20 protein-coding genes and 1 pseudogene are annotated in these 22,462 nt (G+C 71.9%); 7 read left to right on the top strand and 14 right to left on the bottom strand.

Annotation, left to right across the window (positions count from 1 at the left end; genetic code table 11):
- The first annotated feature begins 293 nt into the window (after positions 1–293).
- A complete protein-coding gene (locus tag ACOZ38_RS35435) occupies positions 294–725 on the top strand; it encodes an ATP-binding protein (protein ID WP_424535379.1) in 432 nt (143 codons plus the stop codon).
- On the opposite strand, the gene ACOZ38_RS35430 is transcribed toward ACOZ38_RS35435, so the two are convergent.
- Genes ACOZ38_RS35430 through ACOZ38_RS35410 form a run of 5 tightly spaced genes read right to left on the bottom strand, consistent with a single transcriptional unit; the run spans position 719 to position 5,985 of the window.
- Complete coding sequence (locus ACOZ38_RS35430; protein ID WP_424535378.1) at positions 719–1,465, bottom strand: glucose 1-dehydrogenase; 747 nt, start codon at positions 1,463–1,465, stop codon at positions 719–721. The two genes, ACOZ38_RS35435 and ACOZ38_RS35430, sit on opposite strands and share 7 nt — an antisense overlap.
- A 59-nt stretch (positions 1,466–1,524) precedes the next feature.
- Complete coding sequence (locus tag ACOZ38_RS35425; protein WP_424535377.1) at positions 1,525–3,636, bottom strand: acetate--CoA ligase family protein; 2,112 nt, start codon at positions 3,634–3,636, stop codon at positions 1,525–1,527.
- Positions 3,633–5,222 carry a class I adenylate-forming enzyme family protein gene (locus tag ACOZ38_RS35420; protein ID WP_424535376.1) on the bottom strand — a complete coding sequence of 530 codons (1,590 nt, stop codon included), beginning with the start codon at positions 5,220–5,222 and terminating at the stop codon, positions 3,633–3,635. Before ACOZ38_RS35420 ends, ACOZ38_RS35425 begins: the two co-directional genes overlap by 4 nt.
- A gap of 47 nt (positions 5,223–5,269) precedes the next feature.
- Entirely contained in the window at positions 5,270–5,623 is a 354-nt protein-coding gene (locus tag ACOZ38_RS35415; RefSeq protein WP_405140490.1) for a VOC family protein, read from the bottom strand.
- On the bottom strand, positions 5,620–5,985 hold the full coding sequence (locus tag ACOZ38_RS35410; RefSeq protein WP_424535375.1) for a Zn-ribbon domain-containing OB-fold protein: 366 nt from the start codon (positions 5,983–5,985) through the stop codon (positions 5,620–5,622). Before ACOZ38_RS35410 ends, ACOZ38_RS35415 begins: the two co-directional genes overlap by 4 nt.
- A 78-nt stretch (positions 5,986–6,063) precedes the next feature.
- Here ACOZ38_RS35410 and ACOZ38_RS35405 point away from each other — a divergent pair, with 78 nt between their 5' ends.
- The gene (locus tag ACOZ38_RS35405; protein WP_424537146.1) at positions 6,064–6,279 is read left to right on the top strand and encodes a glycine zipper domain-containing protein; all 216 of its coding nucleotides are present in this window, start codon (positions 6,064–6,066) and stop codon (positions 6,277–6,279) included.
- 1,430 nt (positions 6,280–7,709) lie between these two features.
- On the opposite strand, the pseudogene ACOZ38_RS35400 reads toward ACOZ38_RS35405, so the two are convergent.
- A pseudogene (locus ACOZ38_RS35400) lies at positions 7,710–8,444 on the bottom strand (serine/threonine-protein kinase); the annotation flags it as partial.
- Between the two features lie 193 nt (positions 8,445–8,637).
- On the opposite strand from ACOZ38_RS35400, the gene ACOZ38_RS35395 reads away from it, so the two are divergent.
- Both ACOZ38_RS35395 and ACOZ38_RS35390 read left to right on the top strand, forming a co-directional pair.
- A complete protein-coding gene (locus tag ACOZ38_RS35395) occupies positions 8,638–9,285 on the top strand; it encodes an isochorismatase family cysteine hydrolase (RefSeq protein WP_424535374.1) in 648 nt (215 codons plus the stop codon).
- Between the two features lie 17 nt (positions 9,286–9,302).
- Positions 9,303–10,058 (top strand): SDR family NAD(P)-dependent oxidoreductase, encoded by a 756-nt coding sequence (locus tag ACOZ38_RS35390; RefSeq protein WP_424537145.1) that lies wholly within the window; start codon positions 9,303–9,305, stop codon positions 10,056–10,058.
- A gap of 17 nt (positions 10,059–10,075) precedes the next feature.
- Here ACOZ38_RS35390 and ACOZ38_RS35385 read toward each other — a convergent pair whose 3' ends face one another.
- Complete coding sequence (locus ACOZ38_RS35385; protein WP_424535373.1) at positions 10,076–11,275, bottom strand: serine hydrolase domain-containing protein; 1,200 nt, start codon at positions 11,273–11,275, stop codon at positions 10,076–10,078.
- A gap of 31 nt (positions 11,276–11,306) precedes the next feature.
- Here ACOZ38_RS35385 and ACOZ38_RS35380 point away from each other — a divergent pair, with 31 nt between their 5' ends.
- Entirely contained in the window at positions 11,307–12,230 is a 924-nt protein-coding gene (locus ACOZ38_RS35380) for a cyclase family protein (protein WP_424535372.1), read from the top strand.
- A 6-nt stretch (positions 12,231–12,236) separates the two neighbouring features.
- Here the strand turns inward: ACOZ38_RS35380 and ACOZ38_RS35375 are convergent, their stop codons facing one another.
- Positions 12,237–13,799, bottom strand: coding sequence for an AMP-binding protein (locus ACOZ38_RS35375; RefSeq protein ID WP_424535371.1), 1,563 nt, complete (start codon positions 13,797–13,799; stop codon positions 12,237–12,239).
- Positions 13,800–13,818: 19 nt separating this feature from the next.
- Positions 13,819–14,880 carry an LLM class flavin-dependent oxidoreductase gene (locus ACOZ38_RS35370; RefSeq protein WP_424535370.1) on the bottom strand — a complete coding sequence of 354 codons (1,062 nt, stop codon included), beginning with the start codon at positions 14,878–14,880 and terminating at the stop codon, positions 13,819–13,821.
- A gap of 121 nt (positions 14,881–15,001) precedes the next feature.
- On the opposite strand from ACOZ38_RS35370, the gene ACOZ38_RS35365 reads away from it, so the two are divergent.
- The gene (locus ACOZ38_RS35365) at positions 15,002–15,664 is read left to right on the top strand and encodes a ThuA domain-containing protein (protein WP_424535369.1); all 663 of its coding nucleotides are present in this window, start codon (positions 15,002–15,004) and stop codon (positions 15,662–15,664) included.
- Positions 15,665–15,739: 75 nt separating this feature from the next.
- Here the strand turns inward: ACOZ38_RS35365 and ACOZ38_RS35360 are convergent, their stop codons facing one another.
- From ACOZ38_RS35360 to ACOZ38_RS35350, 3 genes are all read right to left on the bottom strand, one after another.
- Positions 15,740–17,728 (bottom strand): glycosyl hydrolase family 28-related protein, encoded by a 1,989-nt coding sequence (locus ACOZ38_RS35360; protein ID WP_424535368.1) that lies wholly within the window; start codon positions 17,726–17,728, stop codon positions 15,740–15,742.
- 284 nt (positions 17,729–18,012) lie between these two features.
- Positions 18,013–18,645 (bottom strand): MerR family transcriptional regulator, encoded by a 633-nt coding sequence (locus ACOZ38_RS35355; RefSeq protein WP_424535367.1) that lies wholly within the window; start codon positions 18,643–18,645, stop codon positions 18,013–18,015.
- Positions 18,646–18,697: 52 nt separating this feature from the next.
- Complete coding sequence (locus ACOZ38_RS35350) at positions 18,698–19,513, bottom strand: SAM-dependent methyltransferase (RefSeq protein ID WP_424535366.1); 816 nt, start codon at positions 19,511–19,513, stop codon at positions 18,698–18,700.
- A 326-nt stretch (positions 19,514–19,839) separates the two neighbouring features.
- On the opposite strand from ACOZ38_RS35350, the gene ACOZ38_RS35345 reads away from it, so the two are divergent.
- A complete protein-coding gene (locus tag ACOZ38_RS35345; protein ID WP_424535365.1) occupies positions 19,840–20,934 on the top strand; it encodes a thiolase C-terminal domain-containing protein in 1,095 nt (364 codons plus the stop codon).
- Between the two features lie 8 nt (positions 20,935–20,942).
- Here ACOZ38_RS35345 and ACOZ38_RS35340 read toward each other — a convergent pair whose 3' ends face one another.
- Together ACOZ38_RS35340 and ACOZ38_RS35335 are read right to left on the bottom strand one after the other, a co-directional pair.
- Positions 20,943–21,626 carry a DNA alkylation repair protein gene (locus tag ACOZ38_RS35340; protein WP_424535364.1) on the bottom strand — a complete coding sequence of 228 codons (684 nt, stop codon included), beginning with the start codon at positions 21,624–21,626 and terminating at the stop codon, positions 20,943–20,945.
- Positions 21,623–22,354 carry a TetR/AcrR family transcriptional regulator gene (locus ACOZ38_RS35335; protein ID WP_405140477.1) on the bottom strand — a complete coding sequence of 244 codons (732 nt, stop codon included), beginning with the start codon at positions 22,352–22,354 and terminating at the stop codon, positions 21,623–21,625. Before ACOZ38_RS35335 ends, ACOZ38_RS35340 begins: the two co-directional genes overlap by 4 nt.
- Between the last annotated feature and the right edge of the window lie 108 nt (positions 22,355–22,462).

The raw sequence follows: 22,462 nt of genomic DNA, 5'->3' as shown, positions 1-22,462 counted from the left end.
CTCCGACCCCCGTGGATGCGTATTGCCGACACCGAGAGTAGCCAAGGCGGTGAATTGGCTACTGAGGGTTGTCAGGAATCGGCGGGCAGAGCGCCGGTTTCTGTCGCCACAGGGTTTCCCGGCGCGGAAGCTCGCCGCGGGCCCTACAGACGCACCCCTTCGGAACGCCTGTTGAGGCGCCCGCCGCCCGCCCGAAGGTAAAGGTCCGCCCCGTTACCCGGATCCCGCCGATCCCGCGCGGGGGCCGTCACGAGGCCGATGCATCCCCAAGGCGAAAGGCCAGGAGATTCGTGATGACCAGCGTCCCGTCCTGCCCCTGCGAGGCCCGCTGGGAGCTGCCCGCCGACCCGAGCGTCACGGCGAAGTGCCGCGCGATGGTCCGTGAGGCGCTCACCGAGTGGAATCTGAACGATCTCGCCGACGACGTGGTGATCGTCGTCACCGAGTTACTTGGGAACGCCCTCATCCACGGCGCGCCCCCCATCCACCTGGCTCTCCGGGCGGGCCCGGGCACCCTGACCGGCGCCGTGACCGACGGCGGCGACGGATGGCCCCGCGTCCGCGCCGCAGGGACCGACCTGGAGCACGGGCGCGGCCTGCGGATCGTCACCGCGCTCACCGACGTCTGGGGCGTCGAGTCCGTCCCCGCGGGAGCAGGCAAGACCATCTGGTTCACGTGCGGCTCGCGGCGGCCGGAGAGCGCGGGGCCGCCGCCGGATCAGTAGCCCGCGCCGGTGAGCAGGCCGCCGTCGACCGTGAACTCGCTGCCGTTGCAGTAGCTGGACCGGTCGGAGGCGAGGAACGCCACCACGTGGGAGACCTCGACCGGCTTGGCGAAGCGTTTGATCACCATGGCCCTGACGAAGGCCTCGCCGTCCACCTCGGCCAGCTCGGGGTTCGCGACCATGGGGGTGTTGATGGCCCCCGGGTGCACCGAGTTGACGCGGATCTTCGCCCCGGCCAGCTCGCGGGCGGCCGACTTGGTCACCCCGCGCACGCCGAACTTCGAGGCCGCGTAGGCCGACATCCCCTCCGCCCCGATGAAGCCCTCGACCGACGAGATGTTGACGATCGAGCCGCGCCCGGCGGCCTTCATGGGCTCGATCACCGACTTCACGCCGAGCCAGGTGCCCTTGAGATTCACGTCGAGGACGCGCTCGTACTCCTCGACGGTCATGTCGGCGATGCGCCGGAACCTCAGGATCCCGGCGTTGTTGACCAGCACGTCCAGCTTGCCGTAGGTGCCGGTGGCGACCGACACGGCGTGGGCCCACTCATCGGGCCTGGTCACGTCATGCCGCACGTACACCGCGCCGGTCTCCTCGGCCAGCGACTTCCCCTCCTCTTCGAGCACGTCGCCGAAGACCACCCGCGCCCCCTCCGCGAGGAACAGGCGGACGTGGGAGGCGCCCATGCCCCGTGCCCCGCCCGTGATGAGGGCGACCTTCCCGTCGAGTATCCCCATGAGGTTCCTCCGGAGTTCGAAGTGCGGAGCCCGGCGCCGGTGGTCCGGACGCGGGCGGTTCAGGGTTCGGTGGCCGGCGGGGGGCCGTCCATGACGCCGGTACGGGCGCGCGCGAACCGCTTGCCCGCCGCTATGGCGACGGCCGCCCCCTCCACGGAGCGGTACACGGGGATGCCGGCGCCGGATGCGATGGCTCGCACCTCGTCCTCGACGCCCGGCGGGGCGCACTCGCCGTTGCGGGTCACCAGCGTCACGCGGGTGCCGGGCAGCAGGGCCTGCGCCTCGGCCAGGTGCCGCGCGTAGGCGTAGAGCGGCTCGGCGGCGTCGCCGTAGGTGAAGAAGCTCTGCACGTTCACGTGCGCCACCACGTCCGGGTACGGCCGCCGCGACACGATCGCGCCGATCGCGTCCCGCACCAGCTCGGCGGGCGCCCGGGGCCCGACGGGAATCTCCAGCGGGTTCGCGAGGGAGCTTCCCACCCCCACGCCGAGCGCGGTGAGAGCCTCCCTTGCCCGCTCGGGGAGCGGGCCGAGCGCGAGGCCCGCCCGGTCGAGGACGTCCGCCGCCAGCACGTTCGCCCCGCCGCTCGGCCCGATGACCAGCACCCCCGGATCCCCTGGCACGGCGCGTGCCGCGTGGGCCTGGAAGAACGCCAGCGCGCCGATCAGGTCGTCCTGGCCGGTCACCAGTGCCGCCCCGCTCTGGCCGGCGACGGCCCGCCACACGCGGCCGTCCCCGGCGAGGCCCCCGGTGTGGGAGGCGGCGGCGCGCCGCCCCTGCGCGCTGCGGCCCCCGACCAGCATCGCCACCGGCATCCGCCCGCGTACCGCCATGAGCGCCTCGAACAGCGCCCGGCCGCCGCGCGGGTCCTCCAGGTACAGGCCCACCGCCGAGGTCTCGGGGTCGGACGCCAGCCAGCGGAGCAGCTCGGCCGGGGTGACGTCGGCGGAGTTGCCCACGGTCACTACCCGGCTGAACGCCAGGCCGCGGCGCTCGCCGACCTTGATGACCTCTCCGGCCAGGCCGCCGCTCTGGGAGATGACGGCCACGCTCCCCGGCGGCCCCTGTCGGCCGCCGACGAACGTCTGCCCGCCGCGCGGGCTGTACACGCCCATGCAGTTGGGCCCGAGGAGGCGCGTCCCGGCCTCGCGCGCGGCTTCGGTCAGCTCCTTCTCCAGGTCAGGACGGCCCAGCTCGCCGAACCCGCCGCTCATCACCTGGACGAACGGGATGCCCTTCGCCTGCCGTACGACCCCGGCGCACCGCGCGGCGGGCACCGCGACCAGGGCGTAGTCGGCGCCCGTGTCCGCGGCCGTCCGCACGGCGGGCACGCCGGCGATCTGGTCCGCCTCCGGGTGCACCGCGACGACGGGGACGCCCGTGAGCTTGTAGAACTCCAGGAACATGTTGCCGAAGCCGGGCCGGGTGGTGGACGCGCCGACCACGGCGACCTTCCTCGGCTCGAAGAGCGCGGTGAAGTCGGTGGGCTCGCCCGGCGTGCCCGCCGGCCGCGCGTCCGGGCCGGCGTCTCCCGGGACGTACCGCGCGTCCACGGCGACCACCCCGTCAGCGGAGGCGATCACCGGGTTCAGCTCGAACTCGCCGAGGTCGAGATCCTCCCAGAGCCCGCCGTCGCCGCCCAGCCGTACCAGGAGCTCGACCAGGGAGTCCATGTCCACGGCCGGGGCGCCCCTGTGGCCGGTGAGCAGGGGATGGCCGCGCAGCGACGCCAGCATCTCGCGCGCGCCGTCCCGGTCGATCGGGCAGAGCCGCAGAGCGGTGTCCCGCAGCACCTCGGTCCACACCCCGCCGAGCCCGGCGAGGACCACCGGCCCGAACCCGGGGTCGAGCACGAGCCCGAAGATCAGCTCCACGCCGGGGGCCGCCTGCTCCTCGACCAGGAACCCCTCCGGCGTGATCCCGCGCGCGGCCAGGCGCTCGCGCATCTCCCCGGCCGCGACCGCCGCCTCCGCCGCCGACCCCAGGCCCAGCCGTACGGCCCCGGCGTCCGACTTGTGCAGCAGGCCGGGGCCGTGGGCCTTCAGCACCAGCGGGGGAGCGAGCCCTCGCGCGGCCTCGGCGATCTCTCGCGGGCCCGAGGCCGTCACGCCGTCCGGCACGGTGACGCCGATGCCGCGCAGCAGGGCCTTGACCTCGTGCTCAGGGATCACGCCTGGTCCACGAGGTGCTGGTAGCGCTCGCGGATCTCCCGCCGCAGCAGCTTGCCCGGCCCGCCAGAGGCGTCCTGGAAGTGCGGCAGTTCGTCGGCGACCACGATGTGGTCGGGCCGCTGGTGCTCGGGAAGCGTCGTGGCAAGGGCGGCGGCGAGCTTCTCGGCGTCCAGGGAGTGCCCGGCCCTGGCGACCACGGCGAGGATGATCCGCTGCGGTGCCGCGTCCTGCCCCTCCTCGTGGGCGGGCACGCCGGCCGCGCCCGCCTCCGCCACCTCGTCCACGGCGACGGCCGCCTCCTCCACGGTGGCGGGCTGGCTCCACCGCCCGCCCTTGAGGATGGCGTCCTCGCGGCGGCCCAGCACGGTGAGGACGCCGTCCTCGGAGACGACGCCGAGGTCTCCGCCGACGTACCAGCCGTCGCGCAGCACCTCGGCGGTCCTGCCGGGGAGCCTGTCGTAGCCGGCCATGCGGTGCGGCCCCGCGAGGTTGATCTCGCCGGTCCGCCCGACGACGGCGGCACCGTCCGGGCCGGTGACGCGCACCGCGCAGCCCGTCCTCGCGCGGCCGGACGAGCCGAGCGGGGTGCCGCCGTCGTCCACCCGGCCGAAGCAGGTGTACGGCGCCTCGGTCTGGCCGTAGTAGCTGTAGACGCCCGCGTCCGGCAGGCGCTCCTTCATGCGGGCGAGCAGTGCGGCGGTCAGCGGTTCGCCGCCCAGCATGATCACCCGGAGCGTGGACAGGTCGGCGCCCGCGTGGTCGTCGCCGGCGAGCAGCGCGGCGTAGAAGGAGGGGATCTGCGAGACGTGCGTGACCCGCTCCCTCGGGACCACCCGCAGGAAGTTGGCCGGGCCCCAGTCCTGCTCCAGCACCAGGCGCATGCCGGTGTAGAGGGCGGGGCCGACGATCGCGGGGAAGCCGATGCCCCAGATGATCGCGCCGGTGCCGAACACCGACCCGGGGTCGCGCGGCACGTCCAGCCAGATCTGCGCCGTGGCGAGCGAGGAGGCGTGCGTGTGGACGACGGCCTTCGGCAGGCCGGTCGTGCCTGAGGTGTAGTAGAGCGCCAGCGGGTCGTCCCAGAACCCGCCCAGCTCTGGCTCGTCCTCGGCGGCGCCGGAGGTGAGGGCGTCCAGATCGACCACGCCGGGCTCGGCCGAGGGGCCGCCCACCTTGATCCAGGTGGTCACGCCCGGCAGGCCGGGCCGGATCCGCGCGACCGCCTCCTCCACCGTCGCGTCGTACACGAACGCCGTGCACTCGGAGTGCGCCACGACCGCCCGCAGCGTCTCCTCCGGCCAGTACGGGTTGAGCGCGGAGGTCAGCGCACCCAGCTTGGCCTGCGCCAGGTACACCTCGGCGACCTTCAGCGTCTCGTTCAGCAGGACGGCGACCCGCCGGCCCGCCTCGACGCCGGACGCGAGCAGTGCGTGGGCGCGCCGGTTGACCAGCCGGTTCAGCTCGTCGTAGGTGAAGCTCTGTTCACCGCAGTAGGTCAGCGCGGCCCTGTCCGGGGTGCGCAGCGCGTTCGCGGTGAGCAGCGCGTGTCCGTAGTTGCCGTAGGGGGTGCCATGCGGTGGTGCCATGGGGACGGCCTCCACAAAGGGGTGACGCTCTGGGCGGCTGGGTCAGGTCATAGAGCCGAGTAGAGGACGAGGACGTTGCCCGAGGGGTCGCGCAGTACGGCCCTGATCTCGTGCGGGCCGGTCTCGGGGCCGCTGACCAGCTCCGCGCCCGCGGCCGTCAGGTCGCGTACGGCCTCGGCGACGTCGCCGACCTTGTACGACGGCGCGGTGACGGCGCCCGCGACCTGCTCGGCCTGGGCGGCGAGCGCGATCGTGACACCTCCCGCGTCCAGCGCGGCGAAACGGTCGCCGTCCTTGAACTTCAGCGTCAGGCCGAGGACCTCCGTGTAGAAGGTCACGGCCTTGTCCAGGTCGCTTACGGGGATCAGAACGTTGCCGAGCTTCTGGGCGTGCGCGCTCACTCCGGCCTCCACTGGGGTAGATCGTCTTGATCGAAAGTAAGCCGGACGGGCATGCCGATGCGCACCCGCTCGGGTGCGCAGTCCACGATCCGCCCGAACGCGCGCGCGCCCTCCCGGAGGTCGACCCAGGCCAGCACGTACGGCTCGCGCCCGCGGAAGGCCGGGACGAAGGCGCGGTGCACGACCGTGAACGTGTGCACGACGGCCTCTCCTGAGACGGGCGCGAAGGAGAGGCCGGCCGACCCGCAGCGCGGGCACTCGGCGGCGGGCAGGTGCACGCGCTCGCCGCAGGCCGCGCAGGCCTGGACCACCAGCTCGTGGCGGCGGCAGGCGTCCCAGTAGAGCGAGGCGTCACCGGTCATCGCTAGCCAAGCTAGCGCACGCTTGGTTGAGGGACAAGGGGCTCACCGGGACGGTGATCCAGGGGTGGGACCTACCTGATGACGGGGCCGTCGCTCTGGTCGCCGGACGGGCCGGGGCTCGGCTCCTCGGTGGGCCCCCTCGTGGGCTCCCTGGTCGGCTCCTTGGTGGGTTCCTTCGTCGGCTCCTTGGTCGGCTCGGCGCAGGGGTCGCCCTTGCGGGCCGACCTCGCGCTGTCGCTGGCCGTGCCGAGCGCGGAGCTGACGTTCACCGTGACCCGCCTGGCGTCGCTGTAGCCGCACGCCGGAGTCGCGAACCGCACCGTGTAGACCCGGTCGTACGCGGTGTCCCCCGACAGCGTGGCCTGCTGGGCGGCCGTGCGGGTGACGGTGCGCTCGCCCACGCTGAGCGTCTGCTCGAAGGCGGCCGAGAGCTTGACCGGGTCGGCCGTCGCGTTCTTGACGCGGACCGTGAGCGTGCTGCCGTCCCACGAGGTGATCGAGACCGTCGGCGGCGCGCACTTGGGCCCGCTGACCCGGACCTCCTTGAACTGCGTGCCGTTGGCGGCCGCGGGCTCGGTGGTCACCCTCGCCCCGAAGTAGGCGGTCGTGCCGCACGCGACGTCGCCGAGCGCGCCGCGCAGCGAGAGGTTGTACGAGGTGCCGCCCGTGAGGGTGCGGCTCGCGCGGTCCACCACCTTGGCGGACCCCTCCGCCTCCCTGCGGGTGAACTCAGCCGCCAGGCGGACCGGGCCGGGCCCGCCGGCCCGCACTCCGACGTCGGCGGTGCGGCCGTTCCAGTCGAGGGACACGCTGCCGACCGTGGGGGGCGGGCACGGGTCGCCCTTCACCGTGACGACCTTGCTCTCGTTCGACCCGTCCGCCGCCTTGGGCGTGGTGGACACCGTGGCCTGCCGGTAGACGGTCTGGCCGCAGGCGGGCGGGGTGAACCCTCCGTCGACGGGCTGTGTGTAGGAGGTGGAGCCCGCCAGCACGAAGGTCTTCGGGCTGCCCGCGGTGAGCTTGGCGGCGGACGGCCCCTGGGCGAACCGCACGGTGAGGGTGACGTTCTGCGGGGTCGAGGTCCGCACCCGCACCGTGGCCGTCCGTCCATCGAACGCGACGACCGTCAGGTCGCTCACCGAGAGCGGGGAGGGCGTGGGAGTCGGGGTCGGAGTCGGAGTCGGAGTCGGGGTGGGGGTGGGGGTGGGCTTCTGGGTCGGGGTGGGCGAGGGGTCGGAGCCGGGCTCAGAGCTCGCCGAGGTGCTGCTCCGCGGGGTCGCCGGGGTCACGGGCACGACCTGGGACGACTTCGGCGAACCGGAGACCGACGGACCAGGGCTCGCCGTCACCGGCTTCTTCGTCAGCGGCTGCGCCGGGTCGTCCGTCGGCGCGACGACGCCCGCCCGCACCGTCGGCTTGGGGGAGGTCGTCAGAGCGACGTCGCGCACGGTGGAGTGGCGGTTGGCGGCGAGCACCGCGATCACCACGCCGGCCACCACGATGCCGCTCCCGATCAGAACGCGGGAGGTCTGGCGCAGCGGCCTGCGCAGCACCGTCTGCGCCAGGCTGGTGCTCGCCTGCGGCGCCGGCTCCGCCAGGGGGAAGAACAGCGCGAGAAGGGCGGCGAGTTCGGCCAGGTGGCGGCGCCCGCGGTCCTCCCAGTCGGGGCCGTAGGCGGCGGCCGCCGCGCGCTCCAGCTCGACGACGAACAACCTCGCCGTCGGGGGACGGTCGGCGGGGTTCTTCGCGAGGCCGCGGGCCACCAGCGAGCGCACCGAGCCCGGCACGGCGTCCACGGGGATCGGCGCGGTCTGGTGCTGGTGCCTGAGGGCCGCCGGGTGGTCGGCGTGGTACGGCTTGCGCCCGGTCAGGCACTCGAAGAAGACACAGGTGGCGGCGTAGACGTCGGTCGCGGGGCTGGCCGGGGCGCCGTTCCACTGCTCGGGGGCCATGTAGGGCGGGGTGCCGGAGGGCAGGCCGGGCTGGCCGGTCGGGGTGGCTATGCCGAAGTCCGCGAGCTTGCTGAACCCGTCGGCCTGGACCAGGACGTTCTCCGGCTTGTAGTCGCGGTGGACGATGCCTCCGGCGTGCGCGGCGGACAGGCCGAGCAGCGAGCCCTTCAGCACGACCAGCGCGGCCTCGGGGCTGGTGGAGCCGTTCTCATGGAGGATCTTGCGGAGCGAGACCCCGTCGACGAGTTCCATGACGATGGCCGCGCCGAGGGGGCTCTCGACGTACTCGTAGAAGCGCACGACGTTCGGGTCGCCGATCTCGACCATCGTGCGGGCCTCTTCGCGGAACGCGGCGAGGAAGCGGGGGTCGGCTCTGAGCTCGTCGCTGAGGTACTTGATCGCCACGTGGGCGCCGGTGCCGCTGTAGGTCGCGAGGACGACCCGCCCGCTCCCTCCGGAGCCGAGCACGCGTTCTTCCCGGTATCCCGGAACGGACCAGGCGTTCATCGTTGTCCCCTCGGAGGTGATGATGCTCCCGTATCCCCAGACGAAGGTCTCACCCGATACGCCAATTGTCACGGGATTGGTAGATCATCAGTGTGACGATTCGATTACGGAAGGTATGCCGATTCAGCATATGTCAAGGTATTGGCCTATATTTCGGCAAACCAAGCAAATGCTCGGTCAAGGGGGGGTTTCCGTGCCTCTGGACCTCGCGTCGATGGCGGCGCCGGGCCGTACGGCCGTTCTGGTCATGGAGATGCAGCGGGGCGTCGTCGGCGACAGGACGAGATTTCCCGACCTGGTGGCGGCCTGCGACCGCCACGCCGTGATCCCGAACGTGCGCGTCCTGCTCGGCGCCGCCCGCGCGGCGGGCGTGCCGGTCGTCCACTGCACCGCCGCCTTCCGTGCCGACCGCGCGGGGTCGCACGCGGCCAACAGCCCGTTCATCACCGCCCTGCTCAGGGACCCCGGGCACATGCTGGAGGGCACCGGTGCGGTCGAGGTGGTCCCCGAACTGTGGGACCCGGCCGACCTGGAGTCGCGGCGCGGGCACGGGTTCTCGCCGTTCACCGGAACGTCCCTGGACACGCTGCTGCGCACCCTGGGCGTCTCCACCGTCGTGGCGGCGGGGGTCTCGCTCAACCTCGGCATCCCCGGGCTGGCGCTGGAGGCGGTGAACCTCGGCTACCGGGTCGCGGTGGTGGTGGACGCGGTGGCGGGCGTCCCCGAGGAGTACGCCATGGCCGTGCTGGAGAACACGATCAGCCTCCTCGCCGCCAGGGTCGGCACCGCGGACCTGGTGGCGGCGTGGGCGTCTCGCGCTGGCCAAGCAAGTGCTAGGTAGATATGCTTCGCCGGGTGATGGAGGGCATGCGCCTCGACGGGCGCACCGCCGTGGTGACGGGGGGAGCGGGCGCCATCGGATCGGCCATCTGCGCCGACCTGGCCTCGCTCGGCGCCCGCGTGGTGGTGGCCGACCTGGACGGGGGCGCCGCGCTGAAGGTCGCCTCCGGACTGCGCTCTCCCGAGGCCGGACCGCGTGCGGTCGCAATGAGAGTCGATCTGTCCGATCCCGAGGCCATCCGCGAGTTCTGTGAGGACGTCGGCCGGGTGGACATCGTGGTGCACAACGCCGGGGTGTCCGTCGTGGAGCCGTTCGTGACCAGCGACCCGGCCGGATGGGACCTGATGTGGGCGGTCAACCTGCGCGCGCCCATGCTCCTCACGCGGCTGCTGCTCCCCGGGATGCTCTCCCGCTCGTGGGGGAGGCTGGTCTTCATCTCCTCCGACGGCGCACGGGCCGGTTCGGGCGGCGAGGGGGCCTACGCCGCGACCAAGGCGGGGCTGTTCGGGCTGGCGAAGACGCTGGCCAGGGAGGCGGCACGCGGCCAGGTGACGAGCAACGTCGTCTGCCCGGGGCCGACCGACACCCCGATGCTCCGGAGGGTGGACGCCGAGCGGCCCGGCCTGGTCGACAAGATCGCGAAAGGCATACCGCTGCGGCGCCTCGGAGCCCCCGCCGACGTCGCCGGGCTGGTCGCGTACCTGTGCACCGAGCGGGCCGCCTACATCACCGGCCAGACCCTGTCCGTCAGCGGCGGAATCACGATGCAGTGAACACGCGAGCTCCCGTCTCAGGGGAGGGAGTCGTAGACGGCCTCCGCCAGGTGGTAGGCGCGGAGGCTGCCGCTGACGGTGTTCGACATCTTGTTCATGGTGTAGCCCATCGCGAGCCCGTGCCGCACGTCACCGAGCCCGAGGAACCCGCCGAGCCCGGTGTGGCCGAAGGCCGTCTCGGCGCCCCTGGCCGGGGTGAGGAAGGTCATCGCGGGGCGCATGTAGCCGAGGCCGAAGGCGCTGTCGACGAACATCACCCGGTCGGGGCCGCCGACCCGTCGCCGCACGGCGTCGGCGAGGGTCTCGGGCTTGATGATGTCGCCCGCGACCAGATCGCGGTAGAACCCGGCCAGCCCGCGCGCCGTGGTGACGACGCCCATCGCGGGCCAGCCCGCCCGCAGGATCACCGGGTGGTTGGCGCCGCCCTTCAGCCTGGCGGTGCTGGGGTTGCCCATGGCGCGGTTCATCAGGCTGTCCCTGTCGAGCGCGGCCTTCGACATCTCGTACAGCGGGTCGCCCGGCCCCTGCCCGGGCAGCTCGGCCACGGTGGCCCCGGCCGTCCCGCCGCCGGGGGTGGCTCGCGTGCCGGCGGACAGGCGGGCGGCGCGGGCGGCGACGTCGTCGGGGGCTCCCACCCACAGGTCGAGCCCGCGCGGCCCGGCGATCTCGCCGGCGACCAGCTCGCCCACGCTCTTTCCCGAGACGCGGCGGATCACCTCGCCGACCAGGAATCCGTAGGTGAGGGCGTGGTAGCCGTGGGCGGTGCCCGGCTCCCAGATGGGGGCCTGGCCGGCGAGCCGGGCGGCGATCGCGGGCTGGTCCTCGAACTCCTCGACCGGCACCTCCTGCTCGATCACAGGAAGCCCGGACTGATGGGTGAGGAGGTGCTCGACCGTCACCCCCTGCTTGCCGTTCGCGGCGAACTCGGGCCACACCTCGGCGACGGGGCCGCGCACGTCGACCAGCCCGCGCTCGGCGAGGATGTGGAGCGCGGTGGCCGTGACCGCCTTGGTGCAGGAGTACGCCAGCGCGGGGGTGTCACGCTCCCACGGCCGTCCGGTGTGGCGGTCGGCCACGCCGTCCCACAGGTCCACGACCGGCTCGCCGTCGAGGTAGACGGCGAAGGCGGCGCCCAGCTCCTCGCCCGCGGCGAAGTGGCCTTCGAAGACCTCGCGCACCCGGGCGAACCGGGGGTCGCAGTCACCGTGAGCGGTCATTCCGGACCTCCGTAAGGAAGGAAGCGCTTGCTTGGTTACCAAGCCTAACAACTGGGGGCGCTTCGGCCCGGACGATCAGCGGGGGACCCTCAACCTGCTGACCCCCGCCGTCGTGCTGGACGCGCTCGCCACCGCGGCCACCGGCCAGGTGATCAGCCTGTCGATGCCCATCAGGGGCGCCACCTCCTCGCCCGCGCCTGCGACCGTGCCCCATCTCAGGGGACGGCCGCTGCCACAGCATTTCATGTCGGTCGACGGCGGCGACTACGCGGCAGGGGCCAGGGCGATCGGCGCCGGCCTGCGGATGGCCGACGACGCGCTGATCGTCACCCACCACGGCACCACGACTCATATGGACGCGCTGTGCCACATGTGGTCGGGCGAGGCGCTCTACAACGGGCATCCCGCCGCGCGGGTCAGGTCGTACGGCGCGGCGCGCTGCGGCATCGAGACGGTGGGGGGCGTGGTGGCCCGGGGCGTGCTCCTCGACGTGCCCCGCCACCTGGGCCTCGACCACCTGCCCGTCGACTTCCGCGTGCCGGGCGACCTGCTCGCGGAGATGGCCCCCGATGTACGGCCCGGCGACGTCGCCGTCCTGCGCACCGGGTGGCCGCTGGTGTGGGAGAGGTCCCGCGAGGAGTACTGGTCGGGGCAGCCGGGCCTGTCCGGGGACGGCGGGCGGTGGCTCGCGTCCCGCGACGTCGCGCTGGTGGCCGCGGACAACGCCGCGATCGGCGGCCTCAACGCCCGCCAGCTCGCCGACGAGGGGCTGGACGACGACCTGCACATGATCTTCCTGTGGCGGCACGGCATCCACCTCGCCGAGATGCTCTGGCTCGAAGACCTCGCGGACGCCCTCGCGGGCCAGGCGAGGCGGGACTTCGTGTTCATCGCCGCCCCGCTGAAGATCGAGGGAGGCACGGGCAGCCCCATCAACCCGCTCGCGATCCTCTGAGCCCCGCTAGGCGCCGGGGTAGGCGCCGCCGCCGTAGCGCGCGTCGAGGGCGTCGTAGTCCGGGGCGAAGCCCTTCTTGGGGATGGACTCGGCGAACTCGACCGCGCTGGGCTTCTTGTACGAGGCGAGCAGGCCGCGCACGTGCTCCACGAGGGCCCCGGCGTCCGCGCGCGCGTCCGGCCTGAGCACGACGACCGCCTTCACCGCCTGCGTCCACCGGTCGTCGGGGGCCCCGATCACGGCGGCGTCGGCGACCGCCGGGTGGGACCTGAGCGCGCGCTCCACCTCCGCCGGATAGATGTTCTCGTTGCCCGACTTGATCATGCGCAGCCTCGGCCCGATGAAGGTCAGCGTGCCGTCGGGCTCCCTGCGGCCGAGGTCTCCGGTGTGATGCCAGCCGTCCCTGAACTTCCGCTCGTTCAGCTCGGGCCGGTTGAAGTACCCGGAGAAGATCGACTTGCCGCGCGCGCAGATCTCCCCGACCTCGCCCGGCGGCACCTCCTCGCCCGACTCGCCGAGCAGGCGCACCTGGACCAGCGGCGAGGGGCGGCCGGCGAGCCCGGCGGCGCCCGGGGCGAGCCCGAGGAACGTCAGCATCCCGCCGACCTCGGTCTGGCCGTACCCGCCCATCTTCGACCGGCACCACGGCGTCTCGGACACGGTGATCATGCCGTCCCACTCCGGCGAGTGGGAGACGAAGCCGAGGGACCTGAGGTCGTACTTGCCCCCGGCGTTGGCCGCCACCACGGCGTCGATCATCTGGCCGAACAGGAACGCCTGGGTGCACGCCTCGGCGTCGACGAGCCGGCACACCTCCTCGGCGTCGAAGGCGGGGGTGAAGACGTTCGTGCCGCCGGCCAGCAGGGTGGCCAGGCAGAACATCATCGTGCCCACGTGGAACAGCGGCCCGCTGTTGAGGAAGGTGAAGCCGGGCTCCATCTGCCGCACGTGCAGCAGGGACGCCGCGTGCGCGACGAGCGCGGCATGGCTGAGCAGGGCCGCGTTCGGCCGCCCGTCGAACGCGGCGGTGTACATCGCGAGCACCGGGGCCGCGTCACCGGACACGCCTTCCCCCACGCGGCCGGGCACGCCTTCCCCTGCGCCGGCGGGGGCGCCGCTCGCGAGGAACCGCTCGTACTCCTCGCCGGAGAGCACCCACCTCGCCGCGCCGGACCGTACGGACTCGGCCGCCTCGGTGCGCTCCCACACGACGACCTTCGGGGCGAGGTCGCCGAGCACGAAGGCCAGCTCGTCGGGCGACTGCCGCCAGTTCGCGGGGCAGAAGACCGCCCCGATCCTCGCCGCCGCGAGCAGGAGTTCGAGGACACGGTGGGAGTTCCGGCCGAGCCACAGCACCCGGTCTCCCTGGCCGACCCCCTCGGCGGCGAGCGCGCCGGCCAGCCGTTCCACGCGCTCTTCGAGTGCCGGATAGCCGAGGCGCACCTCGCCGTCGACCACCGCGGTGACCAGCGGGCGGCTGCGGGCGTGCTCGGCGAGGACGTCCGCGAGGGTGAGACGGTGGACGTCCGCGGGGACGTCCGCCGGGGAGCTGTGGGGGACGGTGCTCATCGCGCCTCCTGAGCGTGGGTCAATCCTGGAACGCGGGCATGACCTCGGCGGCGAAGAACCGCATCACGCTCTCCATCTCTTCGATGGGGATCGGCCGGGTGCTGCCGAAGTCGCACATGAGGTCGCCGAAGCCGAAGTCCTGGAGCATCCGGATCTGGCCGATCACCCGCTCGGGGTCGCCGATCACCTCAAGCTGCTCCCAGCGGAACTCGTTGCTGACCGAGCCGCCCTTGAGGTAGCGGTCCTGGTAGTACTCGAACCCCTGGGCCGCCCTGCCGGTGCGCGCGTCGATGGGCGCGCTCTTCTCGTTGAAGATGCGGGCGCGGTCGAACATCTTCTCGAACCTCGCCTGGTCCTCGCGGGCCCGCTCGGCGGTCGGCGCGACGTACACGCTGCGCGCCACGACCAGCTCGGCCGCTCCGGCGTCGTGCCCGGCGGCGCGGGCGGTCGCCCGCCACGTCTCCGCCGCCCTGGCGACCTTGTGGAACGGCGCCGCGGGGTCGGCGAGGATCGGCAGGCCGCGCCCGGCGTACATGGTCACCGTCTCGGGCGACACCGCCGCCACGTGGATCGGCGGGTGCGGCGCCTGCGCCGGCCTCGGCACCAGCGACACCTCGGCGCCGGTCCTGTAGAACTTGCCCACGTGCTGGTAGGTCTCGTTGCCCCACAGGCCGAGGATCATCTCCAGCGACTCGTCGAACCGGTCGCGCGCCTCGGCCAGGTCGACGCCGAACCCCTCGAACTCGAAGCTCTGGTAGCCGCGCCCGATGCCGAGGTCGAGCCTGCCGCCGGACAGGACGTCCACCTGCGCCGCCTCCTCGGCGACGTGGAGGGGGTTGTGCAGGGGCAGCACCACGATGCCCGTGCCGAGGCGGATGCGGGTCGTTCGCGCGGCGAGGTGGGCGAGCATCGTGAACAGGTTCGGCACCACGCCGTAGTCGCGGAAGTGGTGCTCGGCCAGCCGCACCCCGTGGAATCCCAGCTCCTCGGCCAGCTCGACCAGCCTCACGTGGTAGTCGTAGACGTCCTTGAAGCTCTGGCCGTCGAACCGGTGGAAGAGGTGGAAGGTCGAGAACTTCATCGGCGGTACCCCTGGCGGTCGTCTCCACTTGCCCTGTCGTCGCACCCGCGTGCTAACCAAGCGCTCGCTTGGGCAGCGTACCAGGTTGGCGGGCGCGGCGGGTTCGTGATGAGCTGTCCCCGTGGCGACGAACCTGATCCTCTCCGGGGGCGTGGCACACGACTTCCCCGCGACCTCCGGAGCCCTCGCCGGCGTGCTGTCCGAGGTGGGCGTCGAGTCCGAGATCACCGAGGACATCGCGGGGGCGCTGGCCGACGGCCCCGATTTCTCGCTCATCACCGTCAACGCGCTGCGCTGCTGTGGCGACGGAGGATGGTCCGAGCAGGAGGGCGGGTCGTCGTTCGAGCTGCCCCCCGAGGCGCGTGCGGGAATGCTGCGGCACCTCGGCCGGGGAGGCGGGGTGCTGGCGGTGCACGCGGCGGCGATCTGCTTCGACGACTGGCCCGGGTGGCGTGGGCTGCTGGGAGCGTCGTGGACCTGGGGGGTCTCCCACCATCCGCCGCTCGGCCGGGCGGAGGTCAAGGTGCGCGGCGGCCACCCGATCGTGGACGGCCTGGGCGACTTCGACCTGGTGGACGAGGTCTACAGCGACCTCGACGTGCTCCCCGATGTGCGGCCCCTGGCGTCGTCGCTCGGGCAGCCGCTGCTGTGGGCGCGCGACGCGGGGCGGGGACGGCTGGTGTACGACGCGCTCGGCCACGACGTGCGGTCGTACGAGAACCCCGCGCACCGCGCGCTGCTCCAGCGTGCGGCCCGGTGGCTGCTGGAGCGCGACCCGGCATGACGAAGGCCGGCCGCCCGGGTCTCCCCTGACGGCCGGCTGCATCATGTCAGCGCAGCGACGTGTTCTGGCTGAAGATCACCAGGAGGACGGCGCCGGCGGCGCGACGACCGGCGGGCGGTCGTCACAGGTGATGGTGTTCGGTAGCTCCCACGGCGCGAGCCAGGGGCCGGTCGTGCCGCCCCCGTCGTTGCCGCCGAGGTCGGTGAGCGAGAACTCCGAGCCGGTGGGCGGGAAGTTGAACGAGCCGCAGTTGTTGACGCCGACCGCGCCGACGTTGCGGGCGTCCACGTTCTGGAACGACGCGGACCCCTTCACGCGGGCGCTGACGACCGAGGTGCCCGTGCCGTCCACCTTGATGTCCTTGAAGTGGACGTTCGTGATCGAGTACAGGTCCTTGACCGGCCAGTCGCTGACCAGCATCATCGCGTTGTAGGTGTTGTCGAGGAAGTTGTCCCCGACCACCTGGATGTCGGCGTCGATGTTCTTCTCCAGCGCGAAGAACCAGATGGCCCCGAGGCCGATGTTCCAGTTCAGCTCGTACGTGCCGGCCCGTACCGTCGTGTTGTCGGTGATCCACAGGTGCCCGGCGAACGCCTCGGCGCCGAAGCGCGACCCGACGTGGATGGCGCTGCCCTCGCGGATCGGGTCGGCGATGAGGTTGTTCGAGACCGTGTTGTCGGTGCCGCCGTAGATCGCGATGCCGTTGGCGAGCACCGGCGTCTGCACGGTGTTGTGGTCGAAGGTGTTGCCGGAGTCGGCGGTCTTCTCCGACCACATGGCGAGGCCGTCGTCACCCGAGTTGCGGATGAAGTTGTTCGACACGACCGAGTTGGTGACGCCGGTGTGGAAGTTCAGGCCGTCGGCGATCTGGTCGACGATGACGTTGTTCGTGACCTTCAGCTTGGTCATCGGGCCGTCGAACCACAGGCCCACCTTGGTGTGGCGGATGTAGAGACCGTCGATGGTCGAGTTGCTCATCGCCCCGCCGACGCCGTTCACCTGGTCGGTGTCGATGCGCTCGCGGACGTCGCCCTCGATCGTGAAGCCGGACAGGTGGACGTTGGAGCTGCCGCCCGCCGACGCGTCCTTGCCGTAGAAGCCGACGCCGGTGTGCACCGAGCCGTCGGGGGCCGGGGTGCTGAGGGCGACCTCGTGGCCCTTGATGATCGTGTACCAGCTGCCGGCGCCCTCGATCGTCACGTCGTCGACGATGATGTGGCGGTTCACCTGGTAGGTGCCCGGCGGGATGTAGACCTTGAGGTGGCTGCGCTTCGCGAACGCGATCGCCTTGTCGAACGCGTCGGCCGAGTCGCGCCGGCCGAGCGGGTCGGCGCCGAACGCCAGCACGTTGGCGGCGACGAGCCTGACCGTCGGCGCGCCGACGACCTGCGAGTCGAGCAGGTCGATGACCGTCCAGGCGGCGTTGCTCCCGGCGGGCACCGTGAGCCGCACCTTGTCACCCGCGCGGTAGGTCTTACCGAGCAGGAGGCGCTGCTCGTCGTAGAAGTGGCTCGGGCGGAAGGGCTTGGTGATGACCGGGGCCGGCGTCGTGGCGCTGGGCACGCAGCCGCACTCGGTGATCCACCAGTCGGGGTGCAGCAGGCCGGCGTTCGGGTCGTTCGAGAACGGATACTGGTTGTACAGCCAGGAGTACTGCGAGGTGAGGGTCATGGCCTTCTTGGCCCCGCCGTTCACCGTGACGTTGAGCGGCGCGGTGATGCCGCCGCCGCCCGGCGCGTCCGGGATGCTGTAGCGCACGTTGATCGCGTTCGCCGCGCTCGGCAGCGTGAACTCGACGTACTGTCCCGGCGTCAGCTTCACCGCCTTACGGCCGGACGCCTCCGCGGGCAGCGTGTACGCGGTGCGGTCCGGGCCGATGAGCGTGCCGTTCGTCGCGGCGTTCTCCGCCTCCTGCTCGGCGAAGTCCACTGCGGCGCCCCGGCCCGCGACGAGCGAGGAGTCGAGGGCGGCGCGCGTCACGACCGGCGTCCCGGCCGCGGCGCCCTTGCCGGCGACGGCCGTGCCGCCGAGCACGACGCTGAGACCGACGGTGGCCGCGGTCACCGCCGCAACCGCCCCCGCGGTCCTTCGCGGCGGCCTGCCTGCCCACCTCGATACAGCTCCTGTGATGCTGCGTGACATCGAATGTCCGTTTCTCTCGGGGGGTGAACACCTGAAGGCGCTCGGGAGCGGACGCCAGAGGGTGAGGTGACATTAGGACGCCCGTGCCTCGTTCCACAAGGGTCCTGCGAAATAGTTTCGTAATCTTGCTCTATAGCTGCGGCACTCGCTTGAATTCTTGCGCCGACTGTCATGAGTCGTTGCGGGCTTTCGCAAGATTCCGAAGGTCAGCGGCCGAGGATGCGCGCGGACTCCGACTCCTGGGCCAGCCTTCTGAGCACATCGAACGCCTTGCCGTACAGGACTGTGCCGATCACTAGCGACTCGACGGCGGTCTCGCGGGGGCCGTCGAAGGGGATCTTGGCCATCTCGTGCTCCGAGACCAGGCGCATCATCAGGCCGGCGTAATGGCGCATGCTGTCGTCGTCCGCCGGCATGCCGAGCTGGTCGAGCCGCACGAGGATCTGCGCCAGCTCCTCGCGGGTGGGGGCCTCGGGGTGGACGCTCCATCCGAGCTCGCCGATCAGCGCGTCCACGCGCTCACGGGCCGCCAGGTGCTCCTCGTCGTCCGGCCGGGCCTCGCCCGGTGACGCCAGCGCGTAGTGGGCCGTGCCCAGCATCTCGTGGACCGGCGTCTCTTCGTCCTCGACCGCCGCCACGATCTTGCCGATCGAGGCGACGGGCAGGCGGCCGACCTCCAGGAGAGCGCGGATCAGCCTCAGCCTGCGCAGGTGCGTGTCGCCGTACTCCGCCCGGGTGGCGGAGGTCTGCTCGCCCTGGGGGAGCAGGCCCTCGCGCAGGTAGTACTTGATCGTGGGGATCGGCACTCCCGACACGGCGCTGAGCTGGGAAATCCGCATGGGCGGATCGTACCGCCCATTTGGATACCTTTACTATCCAGGCCGTGCGCGCTCAGTGAGGAGGGCGGGGGGCGAGGCCGACGCCGCCGAGCACGCCGGGCGCCGACTGGTCCTCCTGGAGGTCGTGGTCGGGGCGCCATGACCCGGCATGCACCAGCCCGGGCTCCACCAGTTCGAGGCCGGAGAAGTAGCCGCGGATCGTGCCCCGGTCGCGCACCTTGAGAGCACCCTTGGTCCGCGCGTAGATCTCTCCCGCCTGCGCCAGCGTCCGGTCGTCGAGCTCGCCCTTGAAGCCGTGCGAGAGCACCAGGGCGCCGCCGGGCGGGAGGGTCTCGCGCAGGTGGGTCACGATGCTCGCGGCCTCCTCGTCGTCGCCGACGAAGTGCACGATCGCGCAGAGGATGACGGCGAACGGCCTGCCGAAGTCGATCTGGGCCCGTACCAGCGGGTGCTCCATGATCCCCTTGGGGTCGCGCAGGTCGCCCTCGATGACGTTGGTCCTCGGGTTGTCGGCGAGCAGGGCGCGGGCGTGGGTGAGCACGATGGGGTCGTTGTCGACGTAGACCACCCGCGAGGCGGGAGCCGCGTCGAGGGCCACCTGGTGGACGTTCTCCCGCGTCGGCAGGCCGGTGCCGATGTCGATGAACTGGTCGATCCCCAGCTCGGCGAGGAAGCGCACGGCCCTGCCGAGGAAGGCGCGGTTCTCGCGGGCGACGTGCCGGACGCTCGGCAGCACCTCGATGATCTTCTCGGCGGCCTCGCGGTCGGAGGCGAAGTTGTCCTTGCCGCCGAGGTAGTAGTCGTACATCCGGGCCACGCTGGGTGTCCTCGGGTCGATCCCGGGTGGAGCCTGCTCCTGCTCACTCATCCGTGCCCCCGTCTCGTCATCCGGAGTCATAACGCCCGCCGACTAACGCTCTATGGCCGAATATAGACGAAAATAACGGTGATGTTGATCATGTGACCGTATTTCTGATTGTGTGTCAAATATCGGTCACCCGGGCGGTTCGGGGCCAACCGAGCAAGCGCTTGCCTAAGTGCGATGGGGGCGTTAGCGTGACGGGCGGTGGCTCGATCGCAGAGGACCACCGGGTGTAGCCGAACGCGGCCCGGTCCGTACGGCCGCGTCCATGGACGCCGCTCGCCGGAGCGGATCGCGCCCCGCCCCGGCGAGCGGCACGGACGAGGGGTGCCATGCAGGGGTTCGCCGGGCGGGCGGCGGTCGCGGGGGTCGGCATGACCGCCCTGACCAGGGCGTCCGGCCGTACCGAGCTCGAACTCGCGGTCGAGGCCTCGCGCGCGGCGCTCGCCGACGCGGGGCTCGTCCCGGCGGACGTGGATGCGGTGCTGAGCTACCACATGAACGACTCCGTGCCGGTCGTGCGGGTGGCCAGGGCCCTGCGGATGGAGCGGATCGGCTGGCACAACGACATCAGCGGGGGCGGGACCCAGGCGGCGTCCATCCTGGGCGACGCCGCGATGCTGATTTCTAGCGGTATAGCGCGAAATATCCTTGTCTATCGGGCGCTCAACGGGCGCTCGGGCAAGCGGATGAACACCGTCTCCACCGGCCCGCAGGAGCGGTTCACCATCCCGTACGGCATGGCGGGTCCCGTCCCGATGTTCGCCCTCGCCGCCCAGCGCTACCTGCACGACACCGGGCTCACCGAGGAGCACCTGCACGCCGTCGTCGCCCAGTCCAGGGAGAACGCCGCCGTCAACCCCCGCGCCCTGCGCCGGGAGCCGCTGCCGCTCGGCGACTACCTCGCCAAGCCGTACGTCTGCACGCCGCTGCGCACCGTCGACTGCTGCCAGGAGACCGACGGCGCCTGCGCGCTGGTCGTGCGGGACGCGCGGCACGCGCCCGAGGCGCCGCGGATCCACGCGGTCGTCCGCGGCGGCGGCCCCGGCTGCTCGGCCATGGACCGGGCGCCCGACGTCACGGCCGTCTTCTCCGCCTACGTCGCCCCCATGCTGTGGGAGGCCTCGCGGCTGTCGCCGCGCGATGTCGGCGTCGCGCTCCTCTACGACGCCTATTCCTGGCTGGTGCCAAGGCAACTGGAGGACTTCGGCCTCGTCGCGAGGGAGGACCTCGGGGCGTACCTGCTCGGGCGAGGGCACAGGACGGTCAACCCGCACGGAGGCCTGCTGTCGGAGGGCTACGTACACGGGCTCAACAACGTGGCGCAGGCCGTGCGGGAGCTACGCGGCGGAGCACACGAGACGGCCCTGGTGACCGGCTTCGGCGGCAGCTACGGCAGCGCCGCGCTGTTACGGCGGGCGGCATGACGCCCGGGCTAGGCGAGCGGAAGGTTCTTCAGCGCCTCGCGGCGGCTCAGGCCGTTCAGCCCCTTGTGGTTGACATAGCGGACGACCTCGCGAGGGTCGGTCTTGGCGTACTCGCGCAGGGCCCAGCCGATGGCCTTGCGGGCGAAGAAGTCGGTGTCGGCGAGGCTCGGCTCGATGCAGGCGTACAGCAGGCCCGCGTCGGTGCGGTCCTTGAAGGAGTTCTGGCACAGGATCGCGGTGCGCCGCCGCCACAGGTCGTCGACGCCGGCCCATTCGAGCATGAGCGGGCGCATCGTGTCGGGGTAGGCCCGCAGCAGCGACCCGATGCGGTTGACCGCCAGGTCGTCGACGTAGTCCCACCAGGCGCCTGTGACGATCATCTCCTCGTACATCGGCACGGTGTAGAGGGTCTGGAAGCCCTTGTAGTAGCGGAACGCCGCCAGCTCCATCGCGGCGTACCGCTCCTCGCGGTACTCGGCGTCGCGCCACATCGCGAGGACGGTGCGGCGCCACTCGGGCGCGCTGTCGATGCGGTGCTCGGACAGGACCCTCTTGACCGCCGCCCGCCGGGGAACGGCCTGGACGCCGAGGAAGGGCATCGTGGACTTCATGTACGCCTGCATCGCGGGGGCCCTGGCGGCGTCCGCCACCTCGGTGAGCGCGACCCGGACGGCTTTGTGGAGCGGGGTCATGCTTTGTGGCTGGTCCGTTCCCCTGTGGCGAGACCGTCGAACAGGACGGTGACGTAGTGCTCGGCGAGGCCGGCGGTGTTGAGCCTGCCGCCGGGACGGAACCAGCGCACGGCGACCCAGATGGTGTCGCGGATCATGCGGTAGGTGAGCTTGGGGTCGACGTCGGCGCGGAACTGGCCCTCGGCCTGGCCGCGCTTGATCTGCTCCACCCACATGCGCTCGACTTCGTCCTCGGCCTTGATGAGGTAGTCGAAGCGGTCGCCGGGCAGGGAGCGCAGGTAGTTCCAGTCGTTCTGCATCACGGTGATGGCGGCCCGGTGCGGCTCCAGCGTGCTGAAGCCGATGCGGACCATCTCGGACAGGATCGTGCGGGGGTCGCCGTCCTGGTCGAGAGCGGCGCGGTAACGCCCGATAAGGTCCTTGAGGAACGTGGACAGGACCTCGTCGACGATCGTCTCTTTGGAGTCGAAGTGGTGGTAGAGGCTCCCGGACAGGATGCCCGCCTCGACGGCGATCTCGCGCACGGTGGTCGCCTGGAAGCCCTTGCGCGCGAAGAGCTCGGCGGCGAGCTTCACGAGGTGGTCGCGGCGCTCGGAGGCCGGACCTGACGAGGTGGCGCGCCGTGTGCCGCCCTGGCGCTTCGCCGCCGCGGAGCCGCCCCGGGGGGGAGCCCCTCCGGTCGCCCCCGCGACCGCCGACGCGCCGCCGGAGTTCTTTCGCGTGTTCACGCCCTCCATTATGGGCCTCCGCGCAATCGCTTGTTCACCTAACGCCTGCGGTGAGTCGCCTGCTCACCCCATGTTCCCCCGTCTACCAAGCGCTTGCTACCCTTAGTG

The sequence above is a fragment of the Sphaerisporangium viridialbum genome, from assembly GCF_049674955.1.
GTDB classification, from domain to species: domain Bacteria; phylum Actinomycetota; class Actinomycetes; order Streptosporangiales; family Streptosporangiaceae; genus Sphaerisporangium; species Sphaerisporangium viridialbum.
The sequence above is the reverse complement of the archived record's forward strand: the minus strand, read 5'-3'. Positions and strand labels throughout refer to the sequence as shown.

Excerpts from the sequence above, each read along its gene's own strand:
- ACOZ38_RS35410 (WP_424535375.1), bottom strand. The coding sequence starts at position 5,985 with ATGACCGGTGACGCCTCGCTCTACTGGGACGCCTGCCGCCGCCACGAG.
- ACOZ38_RS35345 (WP_424535365.1), top strand. The coding sequence starts at position 19,840 with ATGCAGGGGTTCGCCGGGCGGGCGGCGGTCGCGGGGGTCGGCATGACC.
- ACOZ38_RS35390 (WP_424537145.1), top strand. The coding sequence starts at position 9,303 with ATGGAGGGCATGCGCCTCGACGGGCGCACCGCCGTGGTGACGGGGGGA.
- ACOZ38_RS35385 (WP_424535373.1), bottom strand. The coding sequence starts at position 11,275 with ATGACCGCTCACGGTGACTGCGACCCCCGGTTCGCCCGGGTGCGCGAG.
- ACOZ38_RS35340 (WP_424535364.1), bottom strand. The coding sequence starts at position 21,626 with ATGACCCCGCTCCACAAAGCCGTCCGGGTCGCGCTCACCGAGGTGGCG.
- ACOZ38_RS35355 (WP_424535367.1), bottom strand. The coding sequence starts at position 18,645 with ATGCGGATTTCCCAGCTCAGCGCCGTGTCGGGAGTGCCGATCCCCACG.
- ACOZ38_RS35420 (WP_424535376.1), bottom strand. The coding sequence starts at position 5,222 with ATGGCACCACCGCATGGCACCCCCTACGGCAACTACGGACACGCGCTG.
- ACOZ38_RS35405 (WP_424537146.1), top strand. The coding sequence starts at position 6,064 with ATGACGGGGCCGTCGCTCTGGTCGCCGGACGGGCCGGGGCTCGGCTCC.
- ACOZ38_RS35430 (WP_424535378.1), bottom strand. The coding sequence starts at position 1,465 with ATGGGGATACTCGACGGGAAGGTCGCCCTCATCACGGGCGGGGCACGG.
- ACOZ38_RS35375 (WP_424535371.1), bottom strand. The coding sequence starts at position 13,799 with ATGAGCACCGTCCCCCACAGCTCCCCGGCGGACGTCCCCGCGGACGTC.
- ACOZ38_RS35350 (WP_424535366.1), bottom strand. The coding sequence starts at position 19,513 with ATGAGTGAGCAGGAGCAGGCTCCACCCGGGATCGACCCGAGGACACCC.
- ACOZ38_RS35370 (WP_424535370.1), bottom strand. The coding sequence starts at position 14,880 with ATGAAGTTCTCGACCTTCCACCTCTTCCACCGGTTCGACGGCCAGAGC.
- ACOZ38_RS35435 (WP_424535379.1), top strand. The coding sequence starts at position 294 with ATGACCAGCGTCCCGTCCTGCCCCTGCGAGGCCCGCTGGGAGCTGCCC.